At 65.2% G+C, this 13,674-nt stretch carries 10 protein-coding genes and 1 tRNA gene; 6 read left to right on the top strand and 5 right to left on the bottom strand.

Annotated features, from left to right (window positions below):
• Positions 1 to 36 precede the first annotated feature (36 nt).
• From HK353_RS11570 to HK353_RS11585, 4 genes are all read right to left on the bottom strand, one after another.
• The gene (locus HK353_RS11570) at positions 37 to 540 is read right to left on the bottom strand and encodes a hypothetical protein (RefSeq protein WP_173156281.1); all 504 of its coding nucleotides are present in this window, start codon (positions 538 to 540) and stop codon (positions 37 to 39) included.
• 132 nt (positions 541 to 672) lie between these two features.
• On the bottom strand, positions 673 to 2,286 hold the full coding sequence (locus HK353_RS11575) for an HNH endonuclease (RefSeq protein WP_173156283.1): 1,614 nt from the start codon (positions 2,284 to 2,286) through the stop codon (positions 673 to 675).
• 86 nt (positions 2,287 to 2,372) lie between these two features.
• Positions 2,373 to 2,984 (bottom strand): uridine kinase, encoded by a 612-nt coding sequence (gene udk, locus HK353_RS11580; RefSeq protein ID WP_173156285.1) that lies wholly within the window; start codon positions 2,982 to 2,984, stop codon positions 2,373 to 2,375.
• Between the two features lie 52 nt (positions 2,985 to 3,036).
• Positions 3,037 to 4,578: an FCD domain-containing protein gene (locus HK353_RS11585; protein ID WP_173156287.1), complete on the bottom strand. Its 1,542-nt coding sequence runs from the start codon at positions 4,576 to 4,578 to the stop codon at positions 3,037 to 3,039.
• Between the two features lie 154 nt (positions 4,579 to 4,732).
• On the opposite strand from HK353_RS11585, the gene HK353_RS11590 reads away from it, so the two are divergent.
• The 3 genes from HK353_RS11590 (at position 4,733) to proC (ending at position 10,207) form a co-directional block, all read left to right on the top strand.
• Entirely contained in the window at positions 4,733 to 8,140 is a 3,408-nt protein-coding gene (locus HK353_RS11590; RefSeq protein ID WP_217278427.1) for a bifunctional proline dehydrogenase/L-glutamate gamma-semialdehyde dehydrogenase, read from the top strand.
• A 94-nt stretch (positions 8,141 to 8,234) separates the two neighbouring features.
• Positions 8,235 to 9,236 carry a sugar phosphate isomerase/epimerase family protein gene (locus HK353_RS11595; protein ID WP_173156289.1) on the top strand — a complete coding sequence of 334 codons (1,002 nt, stop codon included), beginning with the start codon at positions 8,235 to 8,237 and terminating at the stop codon, positions 9,234 to 9,236.
• 134 nt (positions 9,237 to 9,370) lie between these two features.
• Positions 9,371 to 10,207, top strand: coding sequence for a pyrroline-5-carboxylate reductase (gene proC / locus HK353_RS11600; RefSeq protein ID WP_173156291.1), 837 nt, complete (start codon positions 9,371 to 9,373; stop codon positions 10,205 to 10,207).
• Positions 10,208 to 10,222: 15 nt separating this feature from the next.
• On the opposite strand, the gene HK353_RS11605 is transcribed toward proC, so the two are convergent.
• Positions 10,223 to 11,104 carry a helix-turn-helix transcriptional regulator gene (locus tag HK353_RS11605; RefSeq protein ID WP_173156293.1) on the bottom strand — a complete coding sequence of 294 codons (882 nt, stop codon included), beginning with the start codon at positions 11,102 to 11,104 and terminating at the stop codon, positions 10,223 to 10,225.
• 107 nt (positions 11,105 to 11,211) lie between these two features.
• On the opposite strand from HK353_RS11605, the gene HK353_RS11610 reads away from it, so the two are divergent.
• The 3 genes from HK353_RS11610 (at position 11,212) to HK353_RS11620 (ending at position 13,471) form a co-directional block, all read left to right on the top strand.
• Positions 11,212 to 11,553, top strand: coding sequence for a DUF485 domain-containing protein (locus tag HK353_RS11610; RefSeq protein WP_173156295.1), 342 nt, complete (start codon positions 11,212 to 11,214; stop codon positions 11,551 to 11,553).
• On the top strand, positions 11,550 to 13,202 hold the full coding sequence (locus HK353_RS11615; protein WP_173156297.1) for a solute symporter family protein: 1,653 nt from the start codon (positions 11,550 to 11,552) through the stop codon (positions 13,200 to 13,202). Before HK353_RS11610 ends, HK353_RS11615 begins: the two co-directional genes overlap by 4 nt.
• 198 nt (positions 13,203 to 13,400) lie before the next feature.
• Positions 13,401 to 13,471, top strand: a tRNA-Gly gene (locus HK353_RS11620).
• Positions 13,472 to 13,674 lie beyond the last annotated feature (203 nt).

The following is a 13,674-nucleotide window of genomic DNA, read 5'->3' on the forward strand; positions in this document are numbered from 1 at the left end:
TGGGCGAATCGCAGAAACAGTCGGCCGGATCGAGCCTCACGCTGCGGGACCATGGCGCTTCGACATGCAGCGTTTGATCCGTTCACGACGGTGGTGGTTCTGTTTGGCGGCGGCGACCAGACCACAGATGCCGGCTGCGAAGAACAGAAGGCTGCCGAGCACCCAAAGGCCGAACCCTGCCGCCGGGTAGGCGACTTCCATGCCACCTGTGGGCATGCCGTCGGCCGTCTGACCGTCCCACATCATGATCGGCGGATCGGCGACCATCTGCAGGAGTCGCAGCCCCAGCACCGTGCCCAGAACGATGGCCGCGATCGACCACCACTTCGACGCGGACAGCAGCCAGGCCGTGAACGCACCGGTGAGGATGACGATCCAGAGCACGAGGTAGACCTCGTCGAGGTCGTTCATATCGATCGGCGAGAAACCGAGAGACGTCACGCGGATCTGCATCGCTCCGGGGCCTCCGCTGTCGAGGACCGGCACGAAGATCGTGATCACCCAGCAGGCCACCGCCCCTAATGGGAGCACACGCGCCACGAGGTTGAGGCTTCGCCCCCGCGCTGTCGTCAGTCGTGTGCTTCCGCTCTTACCCGCCCTGTCCATAACTACGATTCTCTGCAGTGTCCGTGTGACAGGTGTTCCCGCGATGTTCCAGATCCGACACGCGGCTCAGTCGGGCCCGAACACCATCCGAACCAATTGCCTTTCGACCGGGCTGCCGTTGCAGTCCTGTGCACTCGGTCGTCGGTGCGCATTGCGGCTGCGCCAACCGGCGATCTTCTCGGCACGAGTGCAATAGCGCGGTGGCAGCTGCTCGGGCAGCACGCACTTCGGTTCGATCGTCTGATATTCGACCGGCTGGTCCGGCTGAGCCGCCTCTTGCGGTTGGTCTGTGCCAGCCTCTTCGGCGACTCTGCTGGCCTCATCCCTATCCGGTTCGAGGAAACGGGAGAAGGTCTGCCGCCAATCCGGCCCCGGCGGCGAACCACCCGGTTCGGACACCGCTTCGGGACGCGGGAACCGCATGCGGCGGACCACCGCGGGCGTGGTCACCTCGTAGGATCGTCCGCTCGGCGTGGTGACGTGCAGCCCGTCCGCTGTGGCCTCATGATTCCACCCGGGATGTTCCTTCGCGTAATTGCAGGATGCACACAGACCTGAACCGTTCTCCCAGGTGGTGGCTCCGCCAGCGGCAACGGGAAGGGCATGATCGGCATGCCGGATCGGGGCGTCGCACCACGGTGTCCGGCACACATCGTCGCGGAAGGTGATCATCTGCCGCAGTCGGCCGGTGAACTCCCGACTCTTCGCATCCATCCCCACCAACTGCCCGTCGTCGGGACGAGTGAAGAGCCGGCTGATGAACATCTTTGCTTCGTTCGCGGCGATGAACTTCCGTGCTGTCTGCGCCGGCAGCGGTCCGAACCCGGGCAGCCAGGCGGGTACGAGCCCGTCCGAGAGCAGCGATTCGGCCTCGACGAGCACATGGATCTCCGCAGGCACCGCCGTCGCACTCGTTTGGCCGCTCAATCGTTCGACGAAGGTGTCGGCACGCACCTGCTGGCGGTTCCGACCGCCTGCGTCACCGGCGGCAGTGATCGACTCGGCGCCGGCTCGGAGACTCTCATAGGCGGCGACGGCCTGAGTCAGCGGCAGGATCGCAGAGATCCTGGCCATTCCGTCATCGATCACGGTCAGATTCACACGACGATTGGACTCAGCTTTCGCTGCCCGCTGCGCGGCCGCCTCGACGTCCATCTCCGCACTGAGCGCACGCGCTTCGGCCCGCAGGCTGCGCAGCCCGGACGGTTCCAGACTGCGCTTCATCCGCGTGTCCACCTTGCGCCGATCGGCGGCGGCGAGGACCGCGGTCTCATCGACCATGATGCGCGCCTTGTCCTCGGAGATCTCCCCTTTGGACAGGGCTTTGAAGGTATTGGGCATGCCGAAGACGATCGAGCGGGCGGTGCTGAGGAACTTCCGCCCCGATCCGGGCGAGACTTTCTTCGCAAGTCCGACCTCGTCTCCGGCACGTTTTCCGCAGTCGAGCGCGGGCACCCGATTGAGCTGGTCCCGCTCGATGCGCAGCGCTTCGAACGCCACTGCCTCCCGCGACTGTGCGGCGACGACGGCAGACTTGAGCTCTTCGAGCGCAGTGATCCGCTCGAGTGTCTGTCCCTCGGTGCCACCTGGGTCGAGACCGCGCAGGAGCTCACCGAACCGAGTGATCTCGGTCAGCGGATCTGGAACCGGCGCTGGTTCCCGTGCGGTGTCGACGTCCATATGAAAACGGTACCCGTCGGCACTGACACGACTGCGCGAACGACGTCGTCTGACCCAGTACGCCCAGGTCAGACCCTATTTCAGCGTCAGCCGACTCCGCGCTGGATACGGTTGAGGATCATGTCCATGGCGACGATGTTGTGGCCGCCGTCGGGAATGATGAGATCGGCATTGCGCTTCGACGGCTCGACGTAGAGTTCGTGCATCGGCTTGACCGTGCCCAGGTACTGGTCCTCCACCGACTGCAGGGTCCGCCCACGGTCGACGACATCGCGTTTGATCCGGCGCAGCAGGCGCACATCGGCGTCGGTGTCGACGAAGAGCTTGATGTCGAGCAGCTGGCAGATGCGCGGTTCGGCGAAGATGAGGATGCCTTCGACGATGATGACCGGCGCGGGTTCGACGCGCGTCGTCTCGTCGCTGCGGTTGTGGATCGAGAAGTCGTAGACGGGGCTGTCGACCGCCTCGGAGTTCCGCAGCGCGGTCAGATGGTCGACGAAGAGGTCATTGTCGAAGGCGTCGAGATCGTCGTAGTTGACCTTCTCGCGCTCCTCGTAGGTGAGTTCGTCGCGCCGTTTGTAGTAGTTGTCGTGGAAGAGCACGGACGGAGGTCCTTCGCACTTGTCCAACAGCGCCTGAGTCAGCGTCGTCTTTCCGCTGCCGGTTCCGCCGGCCACGCCCACAACCAAAGTCTCCACGGCACAAATATAGACCACGACCTTCCGCCGAGGCGGCTCCCGGCTTCCGTACTCATCCGAGGCTGCGGGTCAGTTGGGTCCACAGTTCCTGGTCGAAGCGCCGCCTGCCCAGCAGACCGGCCATATGCCTCACCGCATTGTCGACCTTGCCGCGCCAGACCTCGATCGCCGTCTTCGCATCGGTCCTGCTGAGTGCACGGAACATGGCCCGATCGTCGCTGACGATCCGGTCGCTGGCCGGTGAGTAGTCGAGCTGCAGGATGGAGATGAACAGGCGCAGCCGCAGAGTCAGGGCTTCGAAGGCACGCGCCGATTCCCGTAGGCCCGAAGCACGGGCCAGCTCCTGTTGGAAGTGGAGGTCGGCGTCCTCGACATCGATTCCGCTGCGCGTCGGCGCCGAGGCTTCGACCTGTCGCAGGGCCAGTTGCACGGGCACGAGGTAGCGCTGCGGACGCAGGGCCAGGGACCTGAGCACAACCTCCCCGATGGCCATGCGCGCGGCGTAGAGGTCGAGCACGTCGACGGTCGTGATCAAAGGAATCCGCGCGCCGCCGCGGGATCCCTCGAGCAGTTTGTCATCGACCATCCTTCGCAGCGCCGCATCGACCGAGGCCCTGGGCACCTGCATTCGGCGGGAGAGCAGGCGCGGATTGATCCGGTCCCCGGGTTCGTAGCCGGAGTCGATGATCTCCTCGCGCAAAGCGATCGCCAGGTGCTCGGTGATCGACCGGGTCTCCTTCGGCAGCCACGACGATATCTCCATTGAGTCAGAAGTCATGGAACTTATCTGAGGCTCATACGGGGCCGATTCCCACCACAGCACACCTTCGAGTCCGTTCCGGACGCGGTCGGCGAGCAGATCGAGCAGGGACCCGGGAATATCCTGACACTCGCCGAGGCGGCTCTTGAGTGCGGTGACGAAATCATCGAAATCCGCGCACACCCTCACCTGGCCTCCCGCCGCTTCGGAGGGGTCATCAGGAACCTCGCCGAGGGGGTCGAAGACGAGGAAGTCACCGTCACCGTGAAGCAGGGCGAGCAGTTCGGCGGTGGGCACCTGCCGATGCTCGCTGTCGAAGCGCTGCGCCCACCGCCCGACGCCCGCGGTGCGCAGGGCCGCGGTGATTCCCGCGATGCGCCGCTGGATTCGCCGAGGCGGCACGATCGTCGTGGACTCTCCACCGGGGCCTTCCCCACCTGCATCTTTTCTGCGAATACCGACGATGACGAGGGGAAACCCACTGGCGGCGAGGACGAGTTCCGAGCCGCCGGCCACCTCGACGACGGGGATCGTCAGTGCCCGCACGGAACGGGAGACGATGCTCTGACTCAACCCCGTCGCCTCTGCCAGAGCACGGGTCGAATAGTCCCGTCCGGAGACCCTGGCCCCCGCGGTCGCGACGAGAGCTTCGACGACCCGGTCGGCGGTCTCCTGAATCGGCGGGCGGCCGCTGCGGGGACGATCTTCGAGGTCGGACCGACGAGCCCAACGACGCAGGGTCGACGGTGATGCACCCGTGCGCGCGGCCGCCTCGGCGAGAGTCGACGTCGTCAGCAGCGTCACGGCGTCACGACGGAACTCAGCGGAATACATCCCTCTATCTTAGAACTTCTGACTCAAACATTCCCAGCGGTCGGCTCCGCCTCTTCACCCCTGGATTTCGGCCGCGCATACTGATCTCACACCAAGGTTCCACGGTCAGCGCCGACGCGTGGGAGCACCGAATCCGAGCACCGAAGGAGCACAGTTGCTGCATACCGAAACCGACCTCGCCACGCTCACTGCCCAGTCGATCGACACCGTCCGCCGGTGGCTGCGAGTGTCGACGTCGATGACCACGGCGAAGAACCCCGCGGCCGAACGCCTCTCCGCCGTCCTCTCCGACGACAACGGCCTCGACTTCACCGTCGGGTTCGTCGATCGGGTCGTGCGCACCGACGATGTCCACGCCGCCGCCGACGCTTTGACCGAGGTCGGCAAGCTGGCACCCGAGACGATGTCGTACCTCGACCGTGCGCAGATCAAGGCCGGTGCCGCACTGGCCAAGATCGCCCCGCAGGTCGTCGTGCCCGCCGCCCGCACCCGCCTGCGTCAGATGGTCGGCCATATGGTCGTCGACGCCCGGGACAAGCAGTTCGGCAAGACCGTCGCCGCCCTCACCGCCGACGGTCACCGGCTCAACATCAACCTCCTCGGCGAGGCCGTGCTCGGTGACGGCGAAGCCGACAACCACCTGGAGCAGACCCACCGGCTGCTCGCCCGCGACGATGTCGACTACGTGTCGGTGAAGGTCTCCTCCGTGGCCTCGCAGATCTCGATGTGGGCCTTCGACGAGACCGTCGACTATGTCGTCGACCGCCTCCGCCCCCTCTACCAGCAGGCCGCGAAGGCCCCGACCGGCGCGAAGTTCGTCAACCTCGACATGGAGGAGTACCAGGACCTCGAGCTGACGATCGCGGTGTTCACGCGTCTGCTCTCCGAACCGGAGTTCAAAGATCTCGAGGCCGGAATCGTCATCCAGGCCTACCAGCCCGATGCGCTCGGCGCGGTGCAGCGGCTGAGCGAGTTCGCTTCCCGTCGTGTCGAGAACGGCGGGGTCGGAATCAAGGTCCGCCTCGTCAAGGGCGCGAACCTCGCGATGGAGACCGTGCACGCCGAAATCGCGGGCTGGCCTGCGACGACGTGCGATTCGAAGCAGTCCACGGATGCGAACTACAAGCGGGTCCTGCACTGGCTGTTCACCCCGGAGCGGATGAAGGGGCTGCGCATCGGCGTGGCCGGACACAACCTCTTCGACATCGCCTTCGCCCACCACCTCTCCGTCGAACGCTCCGTGACCGACCGCGTCGAATTCGAGATGCTCCAGGGCATGGCCAGCGAGCAGGCCGCCGCCGTGACCGAGGACGTCGGAGACCTACTCCTCTACGTTCCGGCCGTTCATCCGAAGGAGTTCGACGTCGCGATCTCCTACCTCGTGCGCCGGCTCGAGGAGAACTCTGCGTCCGAGAACTTCATGTCCGGAATCTTCGACCTCGCCAACGGCAACGACGTGTTCAAGCGCGAAGCCGACCGATTCACCGCATCGGTCAACCAACTCGAATCGATCCTCGACGCCGAGGGCGAGACCGCACCGGCCCCGAACCGCCACCAGAACCGGTCGAGCGAAACACTCGGCGAGACCGTGGTGCCGACCCAGTTCTTCAATGAACCCGACACCGACCCGTCCCTTCCGGCCAACCAGGAGTGGGTGCGCAAAATCATCGCCGAGGCTACCGCCCCCGGCTACCTCGACGACCGTCCGAACGCGCCCAAGGTCGAATCCACGGACGCACTCGATGCAATGATCGCCCGCGGTCGCGCCGCCGCCGCCGACTGGCGGGCCCTCGGCGCCGCCGGTCGCGCGGAGATCCTCCACCGCGCCGCCGACATCTTCGCTGCCCGTCGCGGCGAGTTCATCGCCGTCGAGGCAGCCGAGGTCGGCAAGATGCCATCGCAGTCCGACCCCGAGGTGTCCGAGGCCATCGACTTCATCCGCTACTACGCGCTGAACTCACTCGAGCTCGAGAACCTTGAGGGTGCGACCTTCACTCCCGATGAGATGGTCGTCATCACTCCCCCGTGGAACTTCCCTGTGGCGATCCCCACCGGCGGCACCGTGGCGGCACTGGCGGCCGGTTCGGCGGTCATCCACAAACCCTCGAAGCCGACCCCGCACTGTTCGGCGCTCATCATCGACTGCCTGTGGCAGGCCGGAGTGCCCAAGGACGTGCTGCAGCTGTGCGCTCCGATCGAGCGCGAGCTCGGCCAGCATCTCGTCTCCCATCCGGACGTCGACCGGGTCATCCTCACCGGTGCCTCGGAGACGGCGTCCCTGTTCAAATCCTTCCGCCCCGAACTCCACGTCAACGCGGAGACCTCGGGCAAGAACGCCCTGGTCATCACGCCGGCGGCGGACCGAGACCTCGCCATGGCCGACCTCGTGTACTCGGCCTTCGGACATGCCGGGCAGAAGTGCTCGGCCGCCTCGTTGGGCATCATGGTCGGATCGACCTACGATTCCGAGCGCTACCGTCGCCAGCTCATCGATGCCGCCTCGTCGATGGTCGTCGATTGGCCGTCGAACCTCGCATCGACCATGGGTCCGCTGACCGAGGATCCCTCAGACAAGCTGCGTCGAGCGCTGACGTCGCTCGAACCCGGCGAATCCTGGCTGCTCGAGCCCAAGCAGCTCGACGATTCGGGGCGTCTGTGGAGCCCGGGAATCAAGGACGGGGTCAAGCCCGGTTCGTTCTTCCACCTCACCGAGGTGTTCGGTCCGGTGCTCGGCCTCATGCATGCGAAGGACCTCGACGAGGCCATCGAGTTCCAGAATGCCGTGGACTTCGGCCTCACCGGCGGCATCCATTCCCTCGACCCCGGGGAGGTCTCCACCTGGCTCGACCGCGTCGAGGTCGGCAATGCCTACGTCAACCGCGGGATCACCGGTGCGATCGTGCGTCGGCAGTCGTTCGGCGGCTGGAAGCAGTCGTCGGTCGGCCTGGGATCGAAGGCCGGCGGCCCGAACTACCTCATGCTCTTCGGCCACTTCGCCGATGCCGGCAGCCAGAACCTCGAGGCGGCCAAGGCCGATGACAAGCGCTGGTTCGAGGCCGAATTCGGTGGCGCGAAGGACCACACGGGACTGCGCGCGGAGGCGAACATCTTCCGCTACCGTCCTCGCCCGGTCACCTTGCGCGTCACTGCCGAGGCGAGCCTGTTCGATCTCGAACGCTCCCTCCATGCCGCCGCCACGGTGGGGTCGACGGTGCAGCTGTCCGTCGCCGAGGATGTGCCGGCCGAGGTGAAGATCGCCGTGACGAACGCCGATGTCCCGGCCCGCACGGAGTCGGCGGATCTGTTCGCCGAGATGGTCGGACAGGGTCGCTACGACGACACCGTGGGTGCCCGCATCCGCGTCCTCGGTCGGTTCGAGAACGAGCTGCTGGCCGCGGCCGCGCCTCGCCCGGAGGTTGCGATCATCGACGAGCCGGTGACCACCTCGGGTCGGGTGGAGCTGCGGTACTACGTGCAGGAGCAGGCGGTGTCGATGACCCTCCACCGCTTCGGCAACCCGAGCCGCGACTTCCACGAGCTCGCCGCCACCCTCACCTCCTAATTGCTACCTGACGGCGGCCCAGCACCCTCGCGCGCGGTTGCTGGGCCGCCGTCAGGTAGTTCTGGGGTGGGGGAGCCGCGTTAGACTGGAAGAGATGAGCAAGAAGTCGAAGTCCCAGCGGAAGGTGTTGACCACCAAGAATTCTGCGCGCTCGAATTCGAAGCGCCACAAGGATTACTTCGACAAGCACGATATCTATGAGAAAGACGCCCATCACGTCTCCGACAACCGGATCCGGCTCGGCCTCTCCAGCTCCTCCGTCTCACCAATGACCGTCGAGGAGACCTTCACCCAAGCGGCCAAACACGGCTACGACGGTGTCGAGATCATGGTCACCCATAACCCCGAGACGCGAGGCGTCGACCTCATCAACGGACTCGCCGGCGACACCGGACTCGACGTCATCTCCCTGCACGCGCCGACCCTGCTGTTCCTGCCCCGGGTGCTGCACAAAGACCATTGGGAGAAGCTGCGGATCACCGCGAACCTCGCCAAGGCAGTGGGCGCCGACACGGTCGTCCTCCACCCGCCGTTCCGCTGGCAGGGCGAATACGCCCTCGGCTTCGTCGACGGCGTCCGCCAGGTCGCCCAGGAGACCGGTGTGAGACTGGCCGTGGAGAACATGTATCCCTGGCGGGCCGGCCTGCGCGAGATCCAGGTCTACTACCCCGACTGGAACCCCTTGGACGAGGACTACGACGACCTCACCTTCGACTTCTCCCACGCCTCCACCGCCGGCATGAACGCCCTGGAGACGGTGGGCGAGATCTTCGACCAGCTCCGCCACGTTCACCTCACCGACGGTGCCGGCTCACTCAAGGACGAACATCTCGTTCCGGGCGAAGGCACCATGCCCGTCGCCGAGACCCTGCAATACCTCGCCAAACATAATTGGCAGGGCGACGTCGTCGTCGAAGTCAACACCCGATTCGTCCGCAGACAGTCCGCGCGCGAGAAGATGCTCGCCGACTCCATCGCCTTCGCCCGTGAGCACCTCGGCCTCGACGCGGATACTCCGCGGCGAAATGCCCACAGCCACACCCGCACCTCCGAGCACAAGCCCTCGCGATCCGGAAAAGCCGGCGCCGAGAGCTGAACACGCGAACGACCGCCAGGCCGCACATCACCCTGCCCGCCTTTGCATCGCCACGCCCGACCTCGCACCGGCACGCTTAGGCGCATGGACACCCACCGACCATCACACAACAGATATCGAAAGGCTGACGCACTTTGACGACCATCGCCTCCATCGGAACCGGCAACATGGGCACGGCCCTCATCCAGGGAATCCTCACCGCCGACCCGAGCATCACGGTCCGCGCGACGACGAATTCGACCGCCTCGGCGCAGTGGCTCCGCACCGATCTGCCCACCGCCACGGTCACCGCGTTGGAGGACGAAGCCGAAGCGAATCGGAAAGCCGTGTCCGGAGCCGATTTCGTGTTCCTCGGCGTGAAGCCGTGGATGATGGCCGAGACCCTGCGTGAACTCGCCGACGACCTCGACCCGGACTCCGTGCTCGTGTCCATGGCGGCCGGCGTCGCCGCCGCAGACCTTGCGAAGCTCGCCCCCGAGAATCCGATCGTGCGGATCATGCCGAACACGCCGAGTTCCATCGGCCACGGCGTCATCGCGCTGGCCCCGACCGCCGAGGTGACCGCCGCCAGCGTGGACACACTGAAGTCCCTGCTGTCGGGCGCCGGCCTCGTCGTCGATCTCGACGAATCCCAGATCCCGGCCATGACCGGGATCTCCGGGTCCGGAGTGGCGTACTTCTTCCTCCTCGCCGAAGCCATGATCGCCGCCGGCGTCAAGCAGGGCCTGAGCGAGGACGTCGCCCGTCAGATGGTCGTGGCCACCGCCGACGGCGCCGGCCGACTCCTGACCGAGAAGCCCGACCCCGCCGCGCAGCGTCAGGCCGTGAGCAGCAAGGGCGGGACGACCTTGGCCGGTCTCCAGCAGTTCCTCGACTCCGGGATCTTCGATATCGCCGAGGCGGCCGCGCAGGCGGCAGCGGACCGTTCCCTGGAGATGGAACAGGAGAACTCCGAGGTCATCAACCGCTGAGCCGGATCTCCTCGCTCAGGGGAGGACGTGGGACGAGCGGGCGATCGACACGGCCTCATGTCGAGTCCGTGCCGAAAGCTTGACCATCGCCGTATTGAGATAGGACTTCACCGTCGACTCGCGCAGGGACAGCGCCTCGGCGATGCGGGCATTCGGCCAGCCCAAGGCGACATGCGAGAGGATGTCGGTCTCCCTCGGCGACAGCCTGACTGCGGGCTCCGGCGTCTGGAAGTTCTCCGGATTGTGTCCGGAGAGAATATCGGCCAGGCGCGCCTCGACGCCGGTGAGCTTCTCCCGGGTCTCCTCATCGACGATCCCGGAGCGGATGGCCCTCAGCTCGGCATAGGTGTGCCGGAGAGCTTCGCGTCCCGAGGGATCCAGATCCGAGTAGAGCGGTTCCTCCTTGACGGGGCCGCGCGGTTCCTGTCGATATCCGAGTCGAGCGAGATCGACCGAGAGCTGTCGTACCCGTCTGACGAGGTCTCCCGTCTGCGGGGCGGCGGCGCTGTAGTCCGCGCGGTGGCCGCAGTAGACCATACCGGTGACCTCACCTCCGTGGAGAGTCGGGACGGCGACGAGGACGCGGATGCCCTCGCCGAGGACCTGCTCATCGTAATGGTGGGTGATGAGAGGGTCGATCTCATAGTCGCGGGTGAGCTGGGGAGTGCCTTCGGTCATGGCCCGTCCGCCGAGGCCGCGCCCGGTGCTGACGATGAGGGTCGAGAGCAGGTCCTTGTCGGCGCCGGCGACGGCTTCGACCGCGACCGAATCCTCTTCGACCATGCCTCCGAAGACGACGTCACCGGTGCCGCTCTGGTGCAGGGAATCGACTGCTTCGACGAATAGGCGACGGGTCTCGACCTTGAGAGCCCGCGTTTCCTTGGCGTGCGCATTCATGTGAACAAGCTACCAACTTTCGGTGGTATTCCCTAGCGCATGCTGAACGTTACCTTTGGGTCATGTGATTCAGGACACTGATGTTCTGTCCATTCAAAGGAGATAGAATGACTGACCCTGTCAACACCGGTGTTGACTTCCTCGCAGAGGAGGAGAAGCCGGAGTTCAAGGCCCTCAAACGCAAGCGCTTCTCGGTGGTGATCCCGCTGTCGATCGCGTTCCTCGTCTGGTACTTCCTCTACGTCATCCTCAGCACGTACGCCCACGATTTCATGTCGACGAAGGTCGTGGGGGAGATCAACGTCGGACTCGTATTCGGGCTGCTGCAGTTCGTGACGACCTTCGCGATCACGATGTTCTACGTCTCGTTCGCGAATAAGAAGCTCGACCCTCCCGCGGAAGCGATCCGTGAACGACTGCAGGCCGAATCGGAAGGACACCGCTCATGACCACTCTGGCAATCGGAGACTTCGTCGCTTCGGGAGTCGACCTCCTGAGCGCAGCGACCACCGAGGTGGAGAACAACCCGGTCCTCAACATCACGATCTTCGCCGCATTCGTCGCGGTCACGATGTTCATCGTTCTGCGGGCGAGCCGCAACAACAAGTCCGCTTCGGACTATTATGCGGGCGGTCGGTCGTTCACCGGACCGCAGAACGGCTTCGCCATCGCCGGTGACTACCTCTCTGCCGCATCTTTCCTCGGCATCTGCGGTGCGATCGCCGTCAACGGCTACGACGGATTCCTCTACTCGATCGGCTTCCTCGTCGCCTGGCTCGTCGCTCTGCTCATCGTCGCCGAACTCATGCGCAACACCGGCAAGTTCACCATGGCCGATGTGCTGTCGTTCCGGCTCAAGCAGCGCCCCGTGCGCATGGCAGCCGCTTTGTCGACCCTGGCGGTCTGCTTCTTCTACCTGCTCGCGCAGATGGCCGGCGCCGGCGGACTCGTGTCTCTGCTCATGGGCATCGACGGCAAGGTCGGCCAGTCGCTGGTCATCGCAGTCGTCGGCGCGCTGATGATCATCTACGTTCTCGTCGGCGGAATGAAGGGCACCACCTGGGTGCAGATCGTCAAGGCGATTCTGCTCATCGCCGGTGCTTTCGCCATGACCATCTGGGTGCTCGCACTCAACGGCTTCAACCTCTCAACCCTTCTGGCCTCGGCCGTGGACAACGCAGCCGAAGGAGTCGGGGAAGGCGTCCTCAACCCGGGTCTGCAGTACGGCGAGAATCCGCTCGACTTCATCTCCCTGGCTCTGGCGCTCGTGCTGGGCACGGCGGGTCTGCCCCACGTGCTCATGCGCTTCTACACAGTCCCCACGGCTAAGGAAGCTCGCCGATCCGTGGTGTGGGCGATCTGGCTCATCGGTGCGTTCTACCTCTTCACCCTCGTACTCGGCTATGGTGCGGCCGCACTCGTCGGCGCCGACGCGATCAAGAACGCTCCTGGCGGCGTGAACTCCGCGGCTCCGCTCCTGGCGCTTCAGCTCGGTGGGCCTCTGCTCATGGGCTTCATCTCCGCGGTCGCCTTCGCCACGATCCTCGCGGTGGTGGCGGGCCTGGCGATCACCGCGGCGGCCTCGTTCGCTCACGATATCTACGCCAACGTCATCAAGAAGGGCAAGGTCGAAGACTCCGAGGCGGAGGTCAAGATCGCCCGTCGCACCGTCGTCGTCATCGGTGCGGTCGCGATCATCGGCGGCATCGGAGTGCAGGGGCAGAACATCGCATTCCTTGTGGCGCTGGCCTTCGCCGTCGCCGCCAGCGCGAACCTGCCCACGATCGTGTACTCGCTGTTCTGGAAGCGCTTCACCACTCGCGGCGCGGTGTGGTCGATCTACGGCGGACTGATCTCGGCGATGGTGCTCATTGCCTTCTCGCCGGTCGTCTCCGGCTCCGAGACCGCAATGATCCCCGGGGCCGACTTCGCGATCTTCCCGCTGTCGAACCCCGGCATCATCTCGATTCCGCTCGGCTTCATCCTCGGCTGGATCGCCTCGGTGACCGATAAGACGGTGGAGAGTCCCGAGCTGGCCGCCGAGATGGACGTCCGCGCCCATACCGGATTCGGCGCCGAGGAGGCTGTCGAGCACTGACCCCATCCGCGTGTTCGAAGTGCAGACGACCCGATTCCGATCAGCACGCATGCACTTCGAACACGCGGTTGTGGCTGTCTGAGGACGCCCCGTCGCCGTTCGCGAAGGCGGGAAGCTGTAGACTGGGTCGAGTCGCCGATCGTGGCATGTCTGCACCGGGTTTCACCTGGGTGGGTGCCTGCTGACCAGCGGTGACGTGCGGGCGTAGCTTAATGGTAAAGCTTCGGCTTCCCAAGCCGATGACGCGGGTTCGATTCCCGTCGCCCGCTCTCTTGATGCCCGTTCTGTGTGCACATCTCTTGGTGCCTACGCGGTATTCCGAAACTTCAGGTCACCATCGGATACTTTTCGCGCGGCGGTTTCTATCTTCTAGTGCAACACCCGGCCTGACCAGCACGGTCGGGTCGGGACAGCACTTGAGAAGGAGCCCATCATGCGACCAGTGCCTTTCGACCACCTCGACGCGTTCTTC

It is taken from the genome of Brevibacterium permense, from assembly GCF_013280495.1.
GTDB lineage: Bacteria > Actinomycetota > Actinomycetes > Actinomycetales > Brevibacteriaceae > Brevibacterium > Brevibacterium permense.

What these genes read in the sequence shown, in the direction of transcription:
- HK353_RS11575 (WP_173156283.1), bottom strand. Translation starts at nt 2,286, where the DNA reads ATGGACGTCGACACCGCACGGGAACCAGCGCCGGTTCCAGATCCGCTG.
- HK353_RS11585 (WP_173156287.1), bottom strand. Translation starts at nt 4,578, where the DNA reads ATGTATTCCGCTGAGTTCCGTCGTGACGCCGTGACGCTGCTGACGACG.
- HK353_RS11595 (WP_173156289.1), top strand. Translation starts at nt 8,235, where the DNA reads ATGAGCAAGAAGTCGAAGTCCCAGCGGAAGGTGTTGACCACCAAGAAT.
- HK353_RS11605 (WP_173156293.1), bottom strand. Translation starts at nt 11,104, where the DNA reads ATGAATGCGCACGCCAAGGAAACGCGGGCTCTCAAGGTCGAGACCCGT.
- HK353_RS11610 (WP_173156295.1), top strand. Translation starts at nt 11,212, where the DNA reads ATGACTGACCCTGTCAACACCGGTGTTGACTTCCTCGCAGAGGAGGAG.
- HK353_RS11615 (WP_173156297.1), top strand. Translation starts at nt 11,550, where the DNA reads ATGACCACTCTGGCAATCGGAGACTTCGTCGCTTCGGGAGTCGACCTC.